The organism is Marinomonas maritima (genome assembly GCF_024435075.2).
In the GTDB taxonomy this organism is placed as follows: Bacteria; Pseudomonadota; Gammaproteobacteria; order Pseudomonadales; family Marinomonadaceae; genus Marinomonas; species Marinomonas maritima.
In genome coordinates, this window is the sequence record NZ_JAMZEG020000001.1 from 511779 (window position 1) to 532487 (window position 20709).

Annotated in this window: 15 protein-coding genes; 7 read left to right on the forward strand and 8 right to left on the reverse strand. The window is 43.0% G+C overall.

The features are described from left to right. Window positions 1-26: 26 nt before the first annotated feature. A complete protein-coding gene (locus tag M3I01_RS02605) occupies window positions 27-755 on the forward strand; it encodes an SDR family oxidoreductase (protein WP_255894015.1) in 729 nt (242 codons plus the stop codon). Between the two features lie 3 nt (window positions 756-758). Here the strand turns inward: M3I01_RS02605 and M3I01_RS02610 are convergent, their stop codons facing one another. Beyond that, window positions 759-2222, reverse strand: coding sequence for an aminotransferase-like domain-containing protein (locus M3I01_RS02610; RefSeq protein ID WP_255894016.1), 1464 nt, complete (start codon window positions 2220-2222; stop codon window positions 759-761). A 141-nt stretch (window positions 2223-2363) separates the two neighbouring features. Between M3I01_RS02610 and M3I01_RS02615 the strand changes: the two genes are divergently transcribed. Both M3I01_RS02615 and epmA read left to right on the forward strand, forming a co-directional pair. After that, the gene (locus tag M3I01_RS02615) at window positions 2364-3251 is read left to right on the forward strand and encodes an EamA family transporter (protein WP_275564898.1); all 888 of its coding nucleotides are present in this window, start codon (window positions 2364-2366) and stop codon (window positions 3249-3251) included. A gap of 132 nt (window positions 3252-3383) precedes the next feature. Further along, a complete protein-coding gene (gene epmA, locus M3I01_RS02620) occupies window positions 3384-4361 on the forward strand; it encodes an EF-P lysine aminoacylase EpmA (RefSeq protein ID WP_255894019.1) in 978 nt (325 codons plus the stop codon). Between the two features lie 11 nt (window positions 4362-4372). Here epmA and M3I01_RS02625 read toward each other — a convergent pair whose 3' ends face one another. After that, complete coding sequence (locus M3I01_RS02625) at window positions 4373-6940, reverse strand: bifunctional diguanylate cyclase/phosphodiesterase (RefSeq protein WP_255894020.1); 2568 nt, start codon at window positions 6938-6940, stop codon at window positions 4373-4375. Between the two features lie 126 nt (window positions 6941-7066). Here M3I01_RS02625 and M3I01_RS02630 point away from each other — a divergent pair, with 126 nt between their 5' ends. The 3 genes from M3I01_RS02630 to M3I01_RS02640 all read left to right on the forward strand — a co-directional run bounded on the left by M3I01_RS02630 (window position 7067) and on the right by M3I01_RS02640 (window position 11616). Then, window positions 7067-9364, forward strand: coding sequence for an ATP-binding protein (locus M3I01_RS02630; RefSeq protein ID WP_255894021.1), 2298 nt, complete (start codon window positions 7067-7069; stop codon window positions 9362-9364). Next, window positions 9364-10722, forward strand: coding sequence for a sigma-54-dependent transcriptional regulator (locus M3I01_RS02635; protein ID WP_112136689.1), 1359 nt, complete (start codon window positions 9364-9366; stop codon window positions 10720-10722). Before M3I01_RS02630 ends, M3I01_RS02635 begins: the two co-directional genes overlap by 1 nt. Before the next feature lie 135 nt (window positions 10723-10857). Then, window positions 10858-11616, forward strand: a complete 759-nt coding sequence (locus M3I01_RS02640) for a sulfite exporter TauE/SafE family protein (protein ID WP_255894023.1) — start codon at window positions 10858-10860, stop codon at window positions 11614-11616. A 92-nt stretch (window positions 11617-11708) separates the two neighbouring features. On the opposite strand, the gene M3I01_RS02645 is transcribed toward M3I01_RS02640, so the two are convergent. The 5 genes from M3I01_RS02645 to M3I01_RS02665 all read right to left on the reverse strand — a co-directional run bounded on the left by M3I01_RS02645 (window position 11709) and on the right by M3I01_RS02665 (window position 17510). Further along, the gene (locus tag M3I01_RS02645; protein ID WP_255894024.1) at window positions 11709-12074 is read right to left on the reverse strand and encodes a diacylglycerol kinase; all 366 of its coding nucleotides are present in this window, start codon (window positions 12072-12074) and stop codon (window positions 11709-11711) included. Window positions 12075-12208: 134 nt separating this feature from the next. Next, window positions 12209-13849, reverse strand: coding sequence for a phosphoethanolamine transferase (locus M3I01_RS02650; RefSeq protein ID WP_275564899.1), 1641 nt, complete (start codon window positions 13847-13849; stop codon window positions 12209-12211). A 199-nt stretch (window positions 13850-14048) separates the two neighbouring features. Then, the gene (locus M3I01_RS02655; protein ID WP_255894027.1) at window positions 14049-15662 is read right to left on the reverse strand and encodes a TRAP transporter large permease; all 1614 of its coding nucleotides are present in this window, start codon (window positions 15660-15662) and stop codon (window positions 14049-14051) included. 15 nt (window positions 15663-15677) lie between these two features. Continuing rightward, window positions 15678-16355, reverse strand: a complete 678-nt coding sequence (locus M3I01_RS02660) for a TRAP transporter small permease (protein WP_255894028.1) — start codon at window positions 16353-16355, stop codon at window positions 15678-15680. Window positions 16356-16517: 162 nt separating this feature from the next. Then, window positions 16518-17510, reverse strand: a complete 993-nt coding sequence (locus M3I01_RS02665) for a TRAP transporter substrate-binding protein (RefSeq protein WP_255894029.1) — start codon at window positions 17508-17510, stop codon at window positions 16518-16520. 404 nt (window positions 17511-17914) lie between these two features. Here M3I01_RS02665 and M3I01_RS02670 point away from each other — a divergent pair, with 404 nt between their 5' ends. After that, complete coding sequence (locus M3I01_RS02670) at window positions 17915-18388, forward strand: Dps family protein (RefSeq protein WP_255894030.1); 474 nt, start codon at window positions 17915-17917, stop codon at window positions 18386-18388. 66 nt (window positions 18389-18454) lie between these two features. On the opposite strand, the gene M3I01_RS02675 is transcribed toward M3I01_RS02670, so the two are convergent. After that, window positions 18455-20584, reverse strand: coding sequence for a tRNA(Met) cytidine acetyltransferase TmcA (locus tag M3I01_RS02675; RefSeq protein ID WP_275564900.1), 2130 nt, complete (start codon window positions 20582-20584; stop codon window positions 18455-18457). Between the last annotated feature and the right edge of the window lie 125 nt (window positions 20585-20709).

Genomic DNA, 20709 nt, shown 5'->3' on the forward strand with positions numbered 1-20709 from the left:
AAGCAATAACAACAATAGGGTAAAACATGTCTAAAGCATTATTAGGAAAGATTGCCGTTGTCACCGGTGGCGCGTCAGGAATTGGCCTTGCGAGTGCTGAGTCAATGATAGCGGAAGGCGCACAAGTTGTTATTGTCGATCGAGATCAAGCCGCATTGCAGGCATTGCAACAAAAGCATGGTGATGCTGTGGTGACATTAGAGGCGGACTTGCTAGACCCAGAAAGCTGCCGTGCTCTGATTCCTCGCATTTTAGAAAAAACCAAGGTGATTGATATTTTTCACGCCAATGCAGGGCTCTATGTGGGTGGAGATTTGGTCGATGCCGATAACGACGCCATCGATCGTATGTTGAATCTGAACATCAATGTGGTCATTAAAAATGTGCGTGATGTGTTGCCGCATATGATTGAGCGCGGTGTGGGTGATATTTTAGTGACCAGTTCTTTGGCTGGACATTATCCAACGCCGTGGGAGCCCGTTTACGCGTCGTCCAAATGGGCGATGAACTGTTTTGTACAAACCGTGCGCCGCCAAGTCTGTCCACATGGTATTCGCGTAGGCTCCGTTTCACCTGGTCCTGTCATTACGACCTTGTTATCTGACTGGCCCGCGGAAAAGCTTCAAGAAGCCAAGGATAAAGGCAGTTTAATGGAAGCCAGTGATGTGGCCGAAGCCTTGTTGTTTATGCTGACTCGTCCTCGTCATGTGACTATTCGCGATGTGGTCATACTGCCGTCACAATTTGATTTATAGCCATTATTGGATAGCGGTTGCATGATGTAACAATTTTTTAATCAATAAACATAACGTGCTTAACTGTTGATAAATACCCTGTTTATCAACAGTGTTTTCTTCTCTGTTCTCTTCCAATGGCCAGCCGCAGTTGATGCGAAAACAGTCGCGATAAAAGTCGTGTGTGCTAAAACACGCGCCGCTGCGTATGTCGATGCCCTGTTCATTGGCTTCTTTTTCTAGCTGCACGGCATTCAAACCGGGGATTTGTACCCAAAGTACGATTCCGCCTTGTGGTGTGCTGATGTTTGCGTTGTCTGGTAAATGCTCAATGAGAAACTGTTGGTAGCGGTGAATATGTTGAGTCAGCACCCCGCGGACTTTATTCACATGAGAACGGTATTCTCCGGTGTTGATAAACTCAGCCATGCAAGATTGCATCAGCCCATTCACCCCAAAGCTGGTTAGGGCGTGTTGATTTAGGTACGGCGTGAAATAACGCCCCGGAACACACCATCCAAGTCGTAACCCTGCGGCTAAGGTTTTTGAAAAAGAACCGCACCAAATCACGTAACCTTCTTTATCCCAATACTTCGCAGGCAAGGTTTGTTGCTTTTGATGACCCAGCTCGAAATACACATCGTCTTCGATCATTGGCGTTTCGTATTGCGCCGCGAGTTTGGCTAAGGCTTGCTTTTGTTCAATGGGTAACGTCATGCCTGTGGGGTTCATGTTTGAGGTACTGAACAACGAGGCTTTAATTAAACCTTGCTGCAGAATGGTTTGTAGATGGTCTAAATCGAGGCCCTTTTCACTAATAGGAATTTCAATCACTTTACGTGACAGTGCGCTGAGCAAATCAAGTAAACCACTAAAACACGGAGAACTGATCGCGATGGTATCGCCTTCTTTAGTGAGGCTCTCGATGGCGAGTTTCACGGCGTCGATACAACCATTGGTAATGACAAAATCAGTGGCCGAAAAGGCGAGGTTGTAATAACGAAAATGTTCGGCCAGTGCGTTTCGAAGACCAGTGTCGCCTTGAGTGTCTGGGTATTGAAAAAGGTGTTTCCCTGCTCGTCGAGTGACGCGTTTAATACTGCGCTGTAAGGCAATACTGGGTTGCAAATCTGGCGATATCATGGAGGTGCCAAGTGGGCTAAACAGTGCCGAGGCAGGATTGTATCCACTTGATGGCGCAAAGCGTTTTGGGTCTCTTTGTTCTAATCCTTTTAGTGTTAAGTCATGGGCATTCAGCGTTGGGAACGAGGTGCTGGTTATTTGATTTGCAACAAAATACCCTGACTGAGGTTGCGCATATATCCAGCCCATTTGTTGCAGGTAGTCGTAGGTTTTAGTCGCTGTAGACAGGCTGACTTGATGTTGTTTGGCCATCGACCGTAGTGCAGGTAAGCGAGTTCCGACAGGCATTTTTTGGGCTTGTATGTCTTCGATAAACTGTTGAGCAAGCGTTTCGTATAGTGCCATTGTATTCACTGCTTTTGGGTGCTGTAAAAAAAGGTTTTTAAATTGTACTCTATTTTTTATTAAAAATTGAATCTGTTCTCTTTGATTGTTTTTACGGATACTAATGTTATTCAACATCACCGTTTAGCGAAGAGAGAAAATATGAAATTACGAGACTTTGGGTTGCTGTTTGCTTTGATGGCGCTGTGGGGGCTGAACTTTAGTGTGATTAAACTGGGCGTGAGCACGGTTCATCCTTTGGTGCTCACTGCATTACGTTTTAGTTTCGCCGTGTTTCCTTTAATCTTTTTTATCAAAAAGCCCGATGTAGAATGGCGCTATTTGATGGCCTATGGCTTGTCTTTTGGTGTGGGTGTTTGGGGGTTAACCACGTTATCCATTGGCGCGGGTGTGTCGGCAGGGATGGCGTCTTTGTTATTGGACATGAGCGTGGTGAGTGGCTTGCTGGTGGGTTGGTTTTTTTTAAACGAAACCATCACACGCAATAAAATATTGGGTGTAGGGCTGGCCTTGCTCGGGCTTATTTTGATCATGATGGCCGACGGCGGTGCGGTGACAGGAAAAGGTTTGATCTTAGTATTGATGGCATCGATATTTTGGAGCTTTAATGGTTTGATTGTGAAGCGGGCGAATACGCAATCTATCTTCGCTTTTAACGTCTGGGGTATGTTGTTTGCGCCTTTGCCTTTGTTGTTGCTTGCGGTTATTTTTGAAGGCACACAGGTCATTACTGAGCTACCCAGTCAGTTTACGCAATGGACTTTGTTTTCTGTATTGTTTCAAGCGTATCCAACGACATTATTAGGTTATTGGTTTTGGAATAAGATGATTATGAAATACTCCATTTCCAGCGTCGCGCCAATGACGTTATTGGTGCCAGTATTCGGTATTTTGGGCGGTTATGTCTTTTACGATGAAGTGGTAGAAATGAGTCATATTATCGCGGCAGTATTGATTCTATTAGGTTTGTGTATTGGACAAATGGCGTTGCCAGCATTCAGATCCTTGAAAATAACGAAAAGAGCGTAATACGACAAAGTGTTTGGATGAATGATACGGAATCGCTTTCTTTGGCATTACGGGCCTTAAAATACCATTGAGTAAGCTGAATTAATGCGTCAGGCTTTGTTATGATGGATTTTATTTTTTTGAGTGTTTCCTATGTACGACGCTTCTTTGTGGCAACCCAGTGCCAATATTTTAATCTTACAAAAACGAGCTCAGTTATTGAAAGCCACTCGTGCGTTTTTTGATGTGCAAAATGTGATGGAAGTTGATACACAATGTTTGTCACTGGGCAGCATTACCGACCCTCATATTGAAGTATTGACCAGCAAGACGCGTTCACAAGGCCAAGACGTAACCTATTATCTGCAAACTTCACCAGAATACGCGATGAAGCGTTTGTTGTGCGCCGGTTCGGGTTCCATTTACCAATTAGGTAAAGTATTCCGAGCGGAAGAAATCGGTCGTCGTCATAGTATTGAATTCACTATGTTGGAGTGGTATCGGGTTGGCTTTGATCATTGGCAGTTAATGGATGACATTCAAAGCCTGTTGGGTGTGTTATTGGATGACGAAACGCTGACGTGTGAACGACTGAGCTATCAGGTGGCTTTTTTGCGTCACACTGGATTAGATCCTTTCAGTGCTACCCTGTTGTCGTTGCAAGAGTATGCTCATGAGTACACAGAATATGGTTTGCAGGAAGAGGACAGAGACACCTTATTAGAGTTGGTTTTTTCCAGCGTGATAGAGCCTGCCATCGGCGTAAATTCGCCGTGTTTTGTTCATAGTTACCCAGCTTCTCAGGCGGCCTTAGCGAAAATTCATTTGGATGAAAAGGGTTTGCAGGTGGCCGCTCGATTTGAGCTCTATTGGCAAGGTATGGAATTGGCTAATGGCTACCATGAATTAACCGATGCAAAAGAGCAGGCTAAACGTTTTGCTCAGGATAAACGAACGCGCGCAGAGTTGGGTTTGGTGGGTCGACAGTTTGATGAACGACTAATTAATGCACTAGAGCACGGTTTGCCTGAATGCGCAGGCGTCGCTTTGGGTGTGGACCGATTATTGATGCTGATGTGCCGTAAAGCTCATATTACCGAGGTATTGCCGTTTGCCCACACCCGTGCGTGAGCAAACGATTTTCAGTTTATTTCGTCATTATACTGTTCTAGCCATTCGGATTCACTCAAGGGTTCGGATAGGTAAAATCCTTGCAAATAATCTATTTTCATATCAACTAGTCGTTGTTTAACCGCGCTGTTGTGGACAAACTCTGCTTGAGTCTTGATGCCTAAAGAGTGCGCGAGGCTGTTAATGTGTTGAACCAGCTTTCGTAGTTTTTCATCCGTGTCGATGGTTTTAACGATACAGCCATCCAGTTTCAAAATGTCTGGATTAAGGGCAATGAGCTTTTCTAGATTCGAATAACCCGCGCCAAAGTCGTCAATAGCCAACAGTGCGCCCGCTTCGCGAAACTCGTTAATGATCGGACTGATCCATTCATAATCTTTTATGGACTCTGATTCGGTAATCTCCAATGTTAAGCGTCCATTAACGTGGTTGCGTTTAAAAAACTCTCGTAAGGCTTTTAAGGTTGCATAGTGTTTAAAGTCTAAAACAGAGAGGTTTAACGCGACATGGACATTGGGGTAGGTGTTGAGTATGCGTTCACACTTCGACAACATGGCGAGGGTTATCTTAGCGTAAAGTTGAGTTTGCTTTATTAAATCTAAAAAGAAAGAAGGGCTCACTATTTTGCCGTCGATGCGTGCTCGAAGAAGCGCTTCTGCACCGACTTCTTTGCCTGTTTGGCTGTCATAATACGGTTGGAAGAAAGCCAAGATGTCGTCGTTTTCGAGGGCCTTACGTATTTTTAGAATCCAATCGAGATTTTCTTCTGAGGTCGCATGATCTTGTAAGTCACCATTCCAATAAATGGGCTGATTATTGATTTGAGCAAATCGTCTTGCTTCGCTGGCTTTGATTAAAAGGTGTGTTTGCTCGCAGAGAAGTTCGCCCAGCTCATCAAATGCGGAAGCCATACCAACAGACAAGCTGAGTGTGAGTAAGTGTTCTATTTTGTTTATGGTGGAAAACTCTTGGCTTTCAATATCTTCGGCTAAGTTGCGAAATAATCTGACGATCTTTTTCGGTGCAATGTCACTGTGGATTGAGACCGCAATTTCGTTGGCAGATAAGCGGTAGCAGGTGAATTCAATCCCCACTGAGTTGGTACTTAAGCGGCGTTTTAAATAGTGCGCTAACTGGGCAAATAAATCATCGGCCGTGTTGTAACCATATTGTTGATTAATAAGACGAAAGTTACGAATTCTAAGAACGGCTAGATGAAAAATATCCTCCTTATTACTAAGGCGTCCGAGCAAAGAGAATCGATTGAGTAAGCCAGTTTGTAAATCGTGTAACCAATCATTTCTTGATGTCTCATTATTCGACGCATCATTTTTTGATGTGACATTTGATGAGACATTTGATGTGACAAGAGAGGCGTGCTCTTGTTCAAGGTCTTGAAAGGCATTACGGATCAAATTGAACATTGCTGCCAGAGAGTCGTCGGCGTCTGCTATTTGAATTGGCTCAGCGTCACGTTTTAAACCGCAGCCGGATTCGTTGATTGCTAAGTAAGTGAGCGCGTGTTGCATGATTCTAGTGCCAAACTGAGTGGTAAAAAATTCACCAAAACAGTAGGTGCCATGCAAGGGTAAAATCTGATTGAGCAAACTTAATTTGTCGGTAGGTCGTTCTTCTAGAAAATCTTCGCGGCTGATGCAGCTGAAGATGAAAATACTATCCGGTCTTTGTTCATTAAGGTGTTGTATCTTGGGGGTGATCGAATGCAGTGATTGCGCAGGATGAAAGTAGAGAAATTTTACCGAAGCGCCTTCTGGAAGCGCTTCACTCATGAGTATGCCGCCATCACTTTCCCAGCGTAAGGGCACAGCATTAATTTCAACATTATTATGCATGGTGGTGAGTGCAAAACGATTAGCAAGAGAAAGGCTGAGCTTTTCACCGTTTGATAAATATCGCTGGTAGACCTGTTGGGCTGGCAAGTGGTCGATTTGCGTTATTACCTTCCCCTCACTGGCGGTGACGAGCATGCGCCGACCAATGGCGATGTTATCAACAAAGACATCACGTTGTTGTGTGAGGTATTGGCTAGTAATGCCCACAGCAACAGACTGGTTTTGATACAGTTTATCTTGATACAGAACCCAACTGTTTTCATGGTCGAAAATACCAGCGCGACCACCGCAAATGGTTAAATCGCGTTGCTGAGAAACATTGAAAAACTCGTCTTGAATAGCGTCTTTTGAATCCACTAACACAATGTAGACATTGGCTTGTTGCTCTTCTTTTTCCGCCAAAAAGGGAGCAAACAAGTTCTCGCCAGACAGATTCGCTTCGTTACTGTCGTATGCGGCGCTGTGATGGACCAGATGACTTTTTTCAAAATAGGATAATATGAGGGTCGCGCCATCATTCTTAACATGACCATTCGATATGTGTCTCTGGCTTGCCATACCAATACGGCAAGCATCGGGGAAACGCTGAGAGAGATAAATTGCCCACGGTTTGGCTTCTTTTATGGCCAAGGTTCCGTATAGTTGGATTAAATCTGGTGGCTGTATTCCTTCCAGCTTTTGAATGAGATCGTCGATTGATGGACAATGAATACTGATGGAATGCATTGTTACCCTATTGGTCAATATTTCATAAAATGTATTTTATTCATACGTTATTAGCAAAGTGCCTGAAGTGGCGTTCGAATACAACGTTAGAAGTATATAAACAGAATAGTATATTAGGACAAGTTTTTGAGTGAAAATAATCGTTTAAGTATCAAATTATTGTATTTAAGTAGTCTGAAAAAATACTTATTTTGGCTATATGTCATTGTTTTTATAATCGCTTTATTAACAATCTGGAAAGGTGGCGAGGCATTAAAAAATCAGCAGATCAAGGCGTTGCGCATTGATTCTTTTGAACAGCTCAATCAGCTCGCCAGTGTATTAGAAAGTGCAATTGCTAAATATCAACATATGCCGACCTTGTTGGCATCGAATGATCGAGTAAAAAAGGCCCTTCGTGATGGCTTCGAGTCAGATATAAATCAATTAAATCGCGAACTTGAACAAATTAACCGTATTACCGAGGCGTCGGACAGTTATATTTTAAACACGGATGGCTTAACCATCGCAGCGTCTAATTATCGTGAATCGGCTAGCTTTGTTGGGCGAAATTTTTCCTTTCGACCTTATTTTCAAGACGCCATTCAAGGTAAGCCCGGCCGTTATTATGCGCTGGGAACCACATCGAATCGCCGCGGTTATTATTTCTCTTATCCTGTTTATGAAGGTGATTCTATTATTGGGACTGCCGTCGTAAAAGTGGATCTTACTCAGTTTGAGAAGCGCTTTGCAAACCAGCATTATGAGTTTTTATTACTGGATCCCGACGGCATCGTGTTTAGCAGCTCCCGACCTAATTGGTTGTATCGTATTTTCGGTGAGTTATCTCATGCAGAGTTGCAACGTATAGCAGACTCTCAACGTTACTTAGGTAAATCCATCGAAAAACTGGCGATTGTTTACCAAAAAACCTTTGATGAAAAATCGCAAATTGTTGATGTGCTAGAAAATACCGTCCTAAATGGTACTGAGGAATTACAACGGTTGTCCTTTTTAAGAATGAGCCGTCCTATTCGCTTATTGGATTTCAAAATATCTATTCTTGCACCACTAAAAACCATTAATGAAGAAATTGCGTTATGGCGGGCTATTTTTGCTAGTGGAGTGACAATAACCGCTTTGTTGTTTGGCCTTGCCATGCTTCGTACTCGAATGCTCAGAGAGCGATCTGATGCCAATGAAATGACGCGTCATAACCAAGCGTATATTCGAGAAGTTATCCAAAACACTCAAGCAGGTTTGGTAACCTTGGATGAAAACCATAGAATTGAATCGTTTAATCCTGCTGTGGAAAAGTTGGTTGGTCAGCCCTTAGCGCCTTTGGTCGGACAACCTTTGAATGTGTTATTCCAATTTGATAAACACGATGAGCCTGATTTGTCTTTCCATTATGACTTTCTCGAAGCCGCTAATGATTTGGGCATTAAGGTGCTAACTAGAGAGGGGCGCTTGTGTTATTCCGATCAAACGCCCGTGCCTGTGGAAATGACCTTGTGCGAGATGCAGTTGCCTAATCGCCTTAGCTACTTGGTGACGTTTCACGATATGACAGAGCGTAAACGCTACGAGCAAGAAATTACTCAAGCTAGAATTAAACTAGAGGAGCGAGTACGAGAGCGAACGTTTGAGTTAGAAGGTGCAAACACTCGGCTGCGTAATGAAATTGAAGAGCATAAAGGCACACAGAGAGAACTGATACAAACCGCTAAATTGGCGGTGCTGGGGCAGCTCAGTGCGGGTATAAATCACGAATTGAACCAACCTTTGACCGCCATTCGGGCTTTTGCGGGTAACGGTTTGAAATTCCTAGATCGTGGACAATACGAACAAGCACACACCAACTTGCAACACATTAGTCAGTTGGGTCATCACATGGGTGACATTATTGCACGCTTTAAAGTCTTTGCTCGCAAAGGCGATGTACATCAAGGCCCTATCGCTGTTCAAACGGCGATTATGGGGGCGCTTAAGATTATGAGCCCTCGTTATAAAGAAGTAGACATCGAGCTTGTTGTTACAGAGGACCAAGACTTTATAGTCAATGGTGACATGGTCTTTTTAGAGCAGGTATTAGTGAATTTATTGGCCAATGCTGCCGATGCTATTTTAGAAGAACCCAACAACGAGCGACGCGTTTGTATTGAACAAACGATGAAAGAGAACCACGTTGTTATCTGTGTGCAAGACTCTGGCAATGGTTTGAGCGATGACGCTATGAAGCATCTTTTTGAACCCTTTTTTACGTCTAAGTCGTCAGGTTTAGGATTAGGGCTTGGACTGTCGATTAGTCAGCGGATTGTAGAGGCAATGGGTGGACAGATCAGTGCTCAAAACCAAGTAAACGGGGGCGCCAAGTTTTGTGTTACGCTACCGCGTTTTATTCATCATTCTTCCCTGTCAAAAACACCTAAAGAGGAACGTTAATGCCCGATAGTAAGCAAGTAATATTGATCGACGATGAGCAAGCCGTTCGTATGGCGATTTCTCAGACATTGCAGCTTGAAGATTTTGATGTTGTGGAATTTCCCACCGCCCAAGGTGTTGTTGAGCGTTTGTCTTTGGATTGGTCTGGCGTCATTGTCAGTGATATTAACTTGCCCGGTAAAAGTGGTTTAGCGTTGTTCGAAGAGGTAAAAAAAATTGATGCTGAAATTCCTTTTATCTTGATTACCGGTCATGGCGACATCAGTATGGCCGTGAGCGCCATTCGTGATGGCGCATACGATTTTATTGAAAAACCGTTTTCTAACGAAGACTTTCTTGACGTGGTTCGTCGAGCGTCAGAAAAACGCCGTTTAACCTTAGAAAACCGAAATTTACGCCTAGAACTTGCCGCTCAAAATGCCCCTGGCCCTCGAATTATTGGCAATACGCCGGGTATTCACCGCCTGCGTCAGGCGTTATTGCATGTGGCGGATACGGGTGCGGACATTCTTATTCAAGGGGAAACGGGCACAGGTAAAGAGCTGGTAGCGCGATATATTCACGAGCACAGCTCTCGCCGTGGACATACTTTTGTGGCGATAAACTGTGGCGCTGTACCAGATTCCATTATGGAGTCTGAATTATTTGGTCATGAAAAGGGAGCCTTTACGGATGCAAAAACACAGCGTATTGGTAAGCTGGAACATGCGAATGGTGGCACTCTCTTTCTTGATGAAATTGAAAGCATGCCTATGTCGATGCAGATTCGTTTATTGCGAGTGTTGGAAGAGCGTCGTTTAGAACGATTGGGCTCTAACACCGGAATCGATCTTGATTTACGTATTCTCGCCGCGACTAAAGTTGATTTAAAGCAACTGAGCGAAGGCGGTACATTTCGCGAAGATTTGTATTATCGCCTTAACGTAGTCCGTGTGGATATTCCGCCGCTACGAGAACGAAAAGACGATATCTCTTTGCTTTGGCAGCATTTTTGTTTGGTGGCGATTGCGCAATATAAGCGTGAATCAGAAGCGCTTTCGGCGGCGCGTATGCACAGTTTATTAAGTTACGATTGGCCAGGTAATGTACGTGAGTTGCGTAACCTTGCTGAGCGTTATGTGCTGATGGGCGAATCGGGCTCTTTTGAGTTTGACCAGATTATCATCAATGAAAACAACCCCGGTGTGATGACCTTGCCTGAGCAGTTAGAGCGCTTTGAAAAAACCTTATTGGAGCAAGAGCTCATGCGCCAGAAAGGTTCTATTAAAAGTACCATGGACGCACTCGGTCTACCGCGAAAAACCCTTTACGACAAAATGCGTAAATATGGTTTGGACAAAGACATCTATAAGCAATAAACGTATAAGCAGTCAGTCAGATGCTTAACGTTTTTGTCTTTTTTGTATAACTAATGAAGGTGAGTTCACTGGGAATTATTGGACTCATTTTGCTACTCTATCCTTCTTATTATTCTGTGAATACCTGCCGTTTATATGACCTTATCCACTTTGTTTTTTAACCAAGTTTCTCCTCATGTTTTTATCATGCTTGTTGCTGTGTCTGGGCTGACATCTTTCTTTACGGCAAGCTTCGGAGCGGGTGGCGGTGTTATGTTACTTGGCGTGATGGCACAAGTATTACCGCCTCAGCTTATTATTCCGCTTCATGGTGTCGCGCAGTTAGGATCAAACGCTGGTCGCGCGGCGATGAGCTGGCGACACATAGACTGGGCGTTGATTGGTGCTTTTTTACCTGGCGCATTGCTAGGCGCTTTACTGGGAAGCTTTGTATTAGTGGCTTTGCCTCCGGCGATTATGCACTTAACGATTGCACTGTTTATCTTGTATTTATGTTGGGGACCTAAGCTGCCTAAAATGGTATTGGGGAAATGGGGAACCGCTATGGCGGGTGCTATTACCACGTTTATTACGTTATTTGCTGGTGCCACAGGTCCCTTGGTAGCGGCATTTGTTAAGCAAATCCACGCAGATCGTTTTCGCACTGTGGCGACGTTTGCTGCCGCGATGTCACTACAACATATTTTGAAAGTGACGGTTTTTGAGGTGGCGGGGTTTCCGCTAGAAGCTTGGCTACCTTTGTTGGCTTGTATGGTCATCAGTGGTGCGGTGGGAACGTGGGTGGGGCTTAGATTGTTAAAACGTATGCCTGATCGCTACTTTCATCGCATTTTTAACATAGTATTAACGTTAATGGCATTACGTTTAATTTGGCAGTCGTTTGTTTTATTATAAACAGTAAACGCCATACATTAAGATAATAAGTCCGCGCCTAGAATAAATATTTTTTTCAGGTATTTAGACTACAGACCTTTTATTAAAAACCATTAATACACATCTAATAAAATTGATATCCACACAAATAAGACTAGCAATAGCGATAGAAAAACAGCAGCAGAGCCTATGTCTTTTGCTCTTCCACTCAGCTCATTCCAATCATCACCAATTCGATCTACAACGGCTTCAATCGCAGAGTTTAGTAATTCGACTATAACAACCAATAGTAAACTTACGATCATCATTATTCGCTCAATATTACTGACGGGAAGCATGAACGCAACGATTGAAAAAATAATACATAATGTGACTTCTTGTCGAAACGCTGCCTCGAACAACCAAGCAGATTTAAATCCTTTCAATGAATATCCTGTTGCATTGATTACTCTGCGAACACCTGTCGTATTTGGTTTCACTTTGACCTCTTTATATGAATATAGGTTATTAAATAATCTAATTAAGATTTTTTAACTAGTTGTTAAAATCAGCAATGAAAATTTCATTACATTGCTGGATGATGATTTTTTCTAGAGCAAAGAACATTTAAACGCTAGTGACGGCATCGTTGAAAAATATCCAAATCTTTATTATAGGCCTTGGTCTGAACATCCATAATGCCAAGTAAAGAGCTGAAAATATAATCGTGAGAAAACGTGTTTTTCTGTGCTTCATTCTTTAAACAAGCTTCATCGATATGCTTGCTCTTCTTGAAACCTTCAGACATCCAAGTAATAAGTGGCACTGTTGTTTGAGTGGCCGGGGCAAATGCATAAGGCACTCCGTGTAAAAATAAGCCGTTCTCTCCTAATGATTCACCGTGATCAGAAATATAAAACAGGGCGGTGTTGTATTCTTTACTCATTTTTTTAAGTTTATCAATTGCTTGGCTAATCACGTAATCGGTATAAACAATAGTATTGTCATAAGTATTGGTGATCTGCTCTGTGCTGCAGTTTTCAATATCACTGCGTTGGCAGTCTGGCAAAAAATGCTGTTGTTCTTTAGGGTAACGAAGGTAATATGTGGGTCCATGGCTGCCCATGATGTGCATGATCAACATTTTATCTTGGCCTATCAGTTTAGATACATCCCCCTCGACCCCTTCTAATAAAGCCATATCAAAACAAGTGCTACCATTACAGTATTGATTGTTTTTAGTGTTATCTATTTCAATTTTTGTAATGCCTTTAGCGACATTTTTATCACCACCATCATTGTCTTTCCACAACAAAGAAATACCAGCACGGCTCAATATATCCAACACATTATCTTGGTTGTTGGCCTGCTTTTTATTGTATGTATCACGTCCTTGTTGAGAAAACATGCAAGGAACAGAAACCGCTGTTGCTGTGCCACAAGAGTTAACATTTTGGAATGAAATGAGGCTTTGCTTTTCAGTGTAGGGGTTGGTGTTTTTTTCATAACCATTTAAAGCATAATTTTGCGAACGAGCCGTTTCCCCGAGGATAAAGAAAAGTAATGTCGGCTTGTCATCCACAGTGTTAGTTATTTTTTTGGCGTCTATGCCGATTTTTTTATATTGAAGAGGAGAGGTGAAGTAAGTCTCATTTATGTACTTATAAGTGCTGTAAGTATAATGAGTCGGTATAACCATTTCTCTTAAATAACTATTATTACGTCCGACTGAACTAAAATCTTTGTAGGTAAAAAATAATACAATTACTAGAATAAGAACAGACAGCGTAATAACCATAAGCTTCTTAACGATTCCTGCATTTTTTTTCATAGGGGCCAAGGCAACTAATATAGAAGGAATAATCCCTGTGACGCCAACCCAAGCCAAAGACTGCAAGCTTAAATAGGTAGTGGCTTCGTTAATGTCTGTCTCGAAAGTGTTTTCTATCATGCCATAGTCTACATTAATGCCGTAAAACAGCATCGCGTAGCTAACCAGACTAGAACTAATTAACAAAAAAATAAAAAAAGGCTTCGCTAAATAAGACCAGCATAAAATATTAAATAGGATATTCAATATTAAAAATATAAAAACAGGGATTGCTAATACAAACATCACATGGACATTACTTAGTTCCGATAAAATTTTATAAAACTCGAAATATATTGGAATATTGACAACGAGGGTGTAATAACACGCTAAAAGACCAGCCAAAGCACTATAAGATAATTTAAAAGGCGTCTTTGCTGATGCGTGATTTTCTTTTTTTTTCATGTGTATTCCTGATGCTAGTGACGTAAAGCACACAGGGTAGTCTCAGCATGGTGAAAAAAATGTTTACAACGTTATTAAGGATTTCCAGTAGATGTGATGAAAGTATTATTTTCTATATCTCTGTAATATGGTTTTTTTACAATAAAAAAAACGCCCCGAAGGGCGCTGAACTGTATGATCTTTTGTAGAGCTGAAATCGTTATTGAACGATTTCTGGCCCCATAATGCTGTACGGTAATGCCGTAGACAGTGCTGGAATATAAGTTACTAATACCAAGAACACCATCAATACTAAGACAAATGGCATAGCGGCTTTTACAACACGCGCCAAACTCATTCCGGTAATCCCCGAGGTAACGAACAGGTTCAAACCGATTGGTGGTGTTATCATGCCGATTTCCATGTTTACCACCATGATGATACCTAGGTGAATTGGGTCAACGCCCAGTTCCATCGCAATTGGGAACACCACTGGTGCCACGATAACCAATAGGCCAGAAGGCTCCATGAATTGGCCACCAATCAACAACAAGATATTCACCGCAATAAGGAAGGTAAACCAGTTAAAGCCAACTCCAAGCATCCACTCTGTGATCATTTGTGGAATGCGTTCTGCAGAAAGCGTATGAGCAAACAACAGCGCATTAGCGATGATAAACATCAGCATAATGGTTGTTTTTGTGCCTTCTAGCATGACTTTACGAGATTCTTCACCGAACAACGATGGGAAGAAACCACGTAGCATCATAGACAAGTTACGACCCCAAACAGGTAAACCAGCAGCCAAACATGCGCCGATGGATTGTTCTAATTTGCTTGCGCGTTTGTAGACGTAGAAAATTGCCAGCGTAACAGACATGATTGCGCCCCAAACAGCACGGTCGCCGCCTGTAACGGTTTCGCTGTCTGCCCAGACAAAGAAAGACATGATTTCCCACACAAGGAAGAACGACACACCATAAACCATACCGTTAAAGCCAACACGAGCGTGCGGCGCGTCTTCATCGTTTGTCCATGTTTTGCCTTTCAAAGGGCCCATGTCACGGTAAACAAATAGAGCGATGAACATAGAATAAACGGCGGCAACAACAGCGGCTTCGGTTGGTGTGAACACACCACCATAAATACCACCCATGATGATCACGACAAGGAACAAGCCCCAGCCCGCTTCTTTACCACCACGAATCAAATGCCCAAAGCCTTTCCATTCTTCTGCAGGGAGCTTTTTGATACGAGCAACCACATAGATCGCCAGCATCAACATACCGCCCGCCATCAAGCCAGGAATAACCCCTGCCAAGAACATACGACCAACAGACACGTCAACAGACGCCGCGTACACAACCATTACGATGGATGGTGGAATCAAAATACCCAATGTGCCTGCGTTAGCGATGATGCCAGCGGCGAACTCTTTTGAGTAACCCACTTGCGTCATACCTGCAATAGCAATCGTACCGATGGCCACAACCGTTGCTGGAGATGAACCAGACAATGCCGCGAACATCATGCATGCCAACACAGACGCCATAGCCAAGCCACCTCTAAAGTGACCAACACTGGCAATCGCAAAGTTAATTAAACGCTTTGCAACGCCACCGGTCGACATATAAGACGAGGCAATAATGAAAAACGGGATAGCCAGCAACGTATAGTGCTGACCAGCTCCAAACAGGGATATTGCAACAGACGACAAAGAGTCGTGTGAGAAAAAAGTAATAAACAATATGGACGATAAGCCCAACGAGATACCAACCGGCAAGCCAATAAACAGCAGGATTAGTACCAAGGAAAATAGAATGATAGATTCCACAATTAAGCTCCAGCGCTAGTCTTTCAAGACGTTTTTGTTTTCTTCGACAAGTTCTTGTGCTTCATGGCCACTGATCAACATGTCGCGTTTGCCGCGTGCAATATCGATAAAAGCTTGCAAAGAACGATAAGAAAGTAAAGCCAAACTGATTGGTAAAATAACAAGAACGATCCAACGATGTACGCGAGGGCGCAAACCAAACATTTCTTGTACAAATTCAGGGTAACGAAGTTCGTCAGAACCTATGCCAATTTTGAACATTTTTAACCAATATTCGATAGCACCGCCGCTGACATCGACACCAAGCATAGCCAGCCAAGTGGAATCTAGCAGGATCAAGCCATACAGCATAGCAGCTGCGGCACCAAACAAAGACAGTGCTTTGGAAATGCGTTTTGGTACGGCATTTAAGACAATATCAACACCAAGATGAAGGCCCGTTTTGATGCCATAACTCATGCCTAGAAGGATTAACCAAGAAAAGGCAACGGTGTTAAATTCAAGCGCAGCATCCCAGCCAGTGTTAAAGCCGTAACGAGCAATTACTTGCCCAAACGATACTGCCATAATAGAAGAAATCACGATGATCAGTAGATTCTCTTCTGCCCGCTCCATGACTTTTGGGAAGCGCTTTTCTAAAGCCCAAAGGATTAGAATAAAGATAAGTAAATAAAGATGCGGCCAATGTGCCATGGGGGTCTCCTAAACAAGTGGACCTGAACAAATAAAAAGCAGTGCTGCGGAGTCTGTAAACTGGCTTAACTAATCAATAGGTAAAGTATTGTTTTAAAGCAAGTGGGGAGAATCGCAAAAGCTGACCCAAAAGGGTCAGCTTACTGCTGGGTAGAGATTTAATTAAGCGCCGGCTGCGGCTTTGATTAGATCTTTACCAATGTAGCTTTCGAACTGACTCCAAACAGGTTTCATTGTATCCACCCATTCTTGGCGCTGAGCTGGTGTAAGCGTATTGATCTTGCCACCGGCCTTCAGAATGTTGGCACGGTTCGCTGCTTCCGCTGCTTTTACATTCAAGTTTGCTTCTTGAGTTACGTCATCCGCAATCTGCATGAACTGAGCACGGTCTTCTGTAGAAAGGCTTTTCAAGAATTCAGACGATGTCATGAACAAGTAAGCCAACAACTGGTGGTTTGTTTCCGTTGTGCTGTCTTGAACTTCGTAGAATTTTTTCGTGTAGATATTTGACCAAGTGTTTTCTTGTCCGTCTACAACGCCTGTTTGCAATGCGCCGTATACTTCAGAGAATGCCATTGCTTGCGGAGATGCACCCATTGCGGCAATCATTTGTTTTGCAACGTCAGAAGTTTGTACGCGGAATTTCAATCCTTTTGCATCGCTAGGTACCATAAGTGGTTTGTTGGCAGAAAAATATTTCATGCCTGACATCCAGTAACCTAAACCAACAAAACCTGCGTATTCGTCCATTGCAGTCAATAGACCTTTGCCTTCTTTGGTCTTAGTAAAGCGAATGGCATGGTCCATGTCTTTAAAGATGAAAGGTAGGTCAAACACACCGTATTTGTCAGTATAAGAACCGAATTTAGACAGTGATGGAGCCAATAGTTGAACGTCACCTAAAAGTAGGGCTTCAAGTTCTTTAGAGTCACCAAATAATGTGGAGTTAGGGAAAACTTCAACACACAATTTGCCATTCATTTCTTTATTTACACGGTCTGCAAAGTTATTTGCTGCAACGACTTTAGGGTGAGTTGTACCACCGGTAACGTGGCTGAATTTGACAACACGTTCACCTGAATCACAGTTTGCAACGGCTGTACCGGCAGAAAGAGCGAGTGCTAAAGAGGTTAGAGCAAGGCTGATTTTTTTCATTTTTATGAAACTCCAAAAACTGAATTATTATTGTGTACCTGTTTTTTTAGCCTGGTATTTTGCAATAGGCAGAGCAAAACAAGTGATGCTTGAGTCATACTCTTTACACAATTTATGCCAACTCTTTAAGTTTTTCTCTAAGTTACTGATTTTAAATAAAAATAGAATTTTTAAAGATGGGTTTTATATATTTTTATTTGTATTGAAAAGCACAATGGGTGAGATTACACACACATTCGTTTTTTCGATGGGTGGCTTTCCACTCATTCAAGGTTTTAAAAAACTCTCATTTTTTCACTAGTACGAAGGAGAATAATATTTGACGGTTTGAGGGGTTGTGTTAACGAGCATAACCCCTATATAAATTGTATGGTTAATTACAATTCTAAGCATGGAGAAAGAGCATGACTGATATAGATATTGGCATAAACAAAAAAAGCAGAACAGAAATTTCTGATGGCTTAAAGCGCCTATTAGCGGACTCTTACACGCTGTATTTACAAACGCATAACTTTCACTGGAATGTTACCGGATTACAATTCCGTGAATTACATTTAATGTTTGAAGAGCACTATATGGAACTGGCCACGGCGGTTGACGATATCGCTGAACGTATTCGAACACTTGATGTTCCAGCCCCTGGAACCTATAAAGAATTTTCAAAACTCAGCTCCATTAAAGAAGTAGACGGTGTTCCAAGTTCATCTGAGATGGTTGAATTACTTACCAAAGGGCACGAGCAGGTCATTAAAACGGCTCGTCAGGTATTAAAAATAGCACAAGGTGCTGACGATGAGTCCACTGCCTCATTGGTGTCTGACCGTATGCGCATACACGAGAAGACAGCTTGGATGTTGAGAGCCTCTAAAAGAGCATAACAAGCGACCAAACAAACAGCATAAAAAGGGAGACTTTACGGTCTCCCTTTTTTTTAAATCAAGACTTCAAGCTCTTGATCGCAACAGCTCTTCCACAACCAACTTCAAATGTTTCTCTACTTGTTTCTTTGTCTTTAACCCAAAAGAGGTAAAATCTATCTCGCTTGCCGATTGTGTTATCGCGGTGTTTAGCAGTGAATAATCTTTGTGGGTCGTTGTCAGTTGCTTATGAGTTATCGCGTGCTTTACGAGACGAGTGAGTTGCGCTCGAATAGTGAGGTACGGCCTGTGGTAGTTCACAAACAGAGCGAGGTCTTTTTGGTCTTTTTCGCTAAGAATGGTTGCTGACGGTTCTGTGTTCAGGACCCCCTCACTGAGTTTGTTTGCTAAATTCGCGTCTATATCTGGATAATCCCTCGGTAAGTTGATAGCAAGATTGGCCAAATACGCTTGATGCCAGATCGATGCTTTTTCCTGTGCGCTTTCATTTAACGGTTTTACCATCATCAACGAGTAGCAGCCGCTGGCTTGGTCTTTGGCAGTACCCAAGCGAACCGGAAAATAACCATTCTTTAACCAAAAAGAGACGACATCTGGCGTTGCCGCAAAGCTTGTACACAAAAAATCGCAACGAGAATGGGCAACCGTTTTTATATGGGTAAGTAATCGACTCGCTAGGCCTTTGTTTTGTTCGCTTTGTTGGGTAGCGATACGGCTGATACGCCAGTAACGGTAGCGTCCGGCGTCTTCTATTCCTTCATGCGCTAATAAAGATTGCGGCACCAAATGGCCACGAGGACGACGTGTTCCTTGTAGAACGGCTAGGCTAAGCTCGTCTGGCAATTGACCTTCTTCGGTAATAATTGCCACGCTATTGACCGCCGAGCCTTGTAATGAAAGATAGGCTGAAACAGAAGGGTCGTCTAATATCCAGCGTAAATTATCAGGCGATGTTTGATAGTGTGCGCTTACTAGTAATTGAAAGGTGCGAGCCAATAACTCTGGCTGAGTTAGCCACGCTTCCCCCACGACGGCTTTGTAAACCTGAGAAAGCGAGGCCGATTCGGCATGAATAAACGGTATTTCTTCATTTTGATTCGGCGCTAAAAAGAAGCAATCGTTGATCCAGTTTTCCAGTGGGTCATTTCCCCCCCATCGAATGGGCAGGGTTAACGTGAGTGGCTGGAGTGGTAATTTTTCTATCGTGGATTGTGCTTGTAAATAGTGGCAAAAACGAATGCCAAAGCCTTTGCCTGCACCTTCGTAGCCATAATCTGTAGTACTAAAAAGACAATGCTCTGCTTTTTGATTGAGAGCCATTAGTAAAGGCACAGGAATCATCGACGCTTCGTCAACAAATAGTATGTCCCACCTAGTGTCATTCGCGAGCAAGGCGTCGGGAGCGTAGAACGGTAGCGGGGCGTCTAGATGGGCTTCTTTTAACACATGCTCGAATCGAGCTTTTAAGGTTTGAATCGCGGCTTGATTAGGCGCCGTCAAGGCAACCTTCTTATTTGCTTGCAGCATTTTAGCCAGACTGTCGCCCAATAAGGTGGATTTCCCCCGTCCGCGAGGAGCGATAAGCACATAAGACTTGGCGGCTTCATCAAACAAACAAGATTGTGCTTTGGTTTGCTCTTTGGTTAATGGTGCATTGTCTTCGACCGAATCCAGCGTTGGCAAAGCGTGTAGTGGCGTAGTTTGGACTTGATTGGATTGAATGACTTTAAAAGGGGACGTGTTGCTGTATAAGCGATTCAGCAAAAAACGTTTAAAACTTGAATTAATCTGTTCGCTTTCATAAGGCCAAGGCAAATAGCGAGGCAGATCTTGGTCAACTATATTGAGCCAATCGCCATCCGGTAAAGCAATCGCGAATACGCCGTTGCCTCGCACGGTTCCCGCTAAAATCGCCAGTGCACTGGCAGAGACACCATGGGTGAGATCCACCAAGATCGCTTCATGCGTGCTGCCAAGTTCTTGCCGGACTTGTTTAAAGGAGCAAGTGCGGAATGAAGGTATTTCAAATGATGAACTGTCCAATACTGATGTGTTCAGCTGATTGTATTCAGTCACATCGTGGGCACAAATCAGCGGTGTGGAAAGATGTTCACACAAGTGTAAAAAATCCGACAAAACCTCGTTAATCGAGCCTGTTAATAAAAAACAATGGCGATGGTTGTCAGATAAATGCATAGAATCTCCTTGTGATCGCACTATCATACTGTGACCACGAGGCAGCGCCAACGCAATGCGTGTTGCTTGTCTATTTTGATCAAAAAAAAGCACCCATTTTAATGAGTGCTTTGAATGATGCTAAA

Coding starts and splice junctions, on each gene's coding strand:
- M3I01_RS02615 (WP_275564898.1), top strand. CDS start 2,364: ATGAAATTACGAGACTTTGGGTTGCTGTTTGCTTTGATGGCGCTGTGG.
- M3I01_RS02640 (WP_255894023.1), top strand. CDS start 10,858: ATGACCTTATCCACTTTGTTTTTTAACCAAGTTTCTCCTCATGTTTTT.
- epmA (WP_255894019.1), top strand. CDS start 3,384: ATGTACGACGCTTCTTTGTGGCAACCCAGTGCCAATATTTTAATCTTA.
- M3I01_RS02610 (WP_255894016.1), bottom strand. CDS start 2,222: ATGGCACTATACGAAACGCTTGCTCAACAGTTTATCGAAGACATACAA.
- M3I01_RS02660 (WP_255894028.1), bottom strand. CDS start 16,355: ATGGCACATTGGCCGCATCTTTATTTACTTATCTTTATTCTAATCCTT.
- M3I01_RS02625 (WP_255894020.1), bottom strand. CDS start 6,940: ATGCATTCCATCAGTATTCATTGTCCATCAATCGACGATCTCATTCAA.
- M3I01_RS02650 (WP_275564899.1), bottom strand. CDS start 13,849: ATGAAAAAAAAAGAAAATCACGCATCAGCAAAGACGCCTTTTAAATTA.
- M3I01_RS02675 (WP_275564900.1), bottom strand. CDS start 20,584: ATGCATTTATCTGACAACCATCGCCATTGTTTTTTATTAACAGGCTCG.
- M3I01_RS02665 (WP_255894029.1), bottom strand. CDS start 17,510: ATGAAAAAAATCAGCCTTGCTCTAACCTCTTTAGCACTCGCTCTTTCT.
- M3I01_RS02635 (WP_112136689.1), top strand. CDS start 9,364: ATGCCCGATAGTAAGCAAGTAATATTGATCGACGATGAGCAAGCCGTT.
- M3I01_RS02605 (WP_255894015.1), top strand. CDS start 27: ATGTCTAAAGCATTATTAGGAAAGATTGCCGTTGTCACCGGTGGCGCG.
- M3I01_RS02670 (WP_255894030.1), top strand. CDS start 17,915: ATGACTGATATAGATATTGGCATAAACAAAAAAAGCAGAACAGAAATT.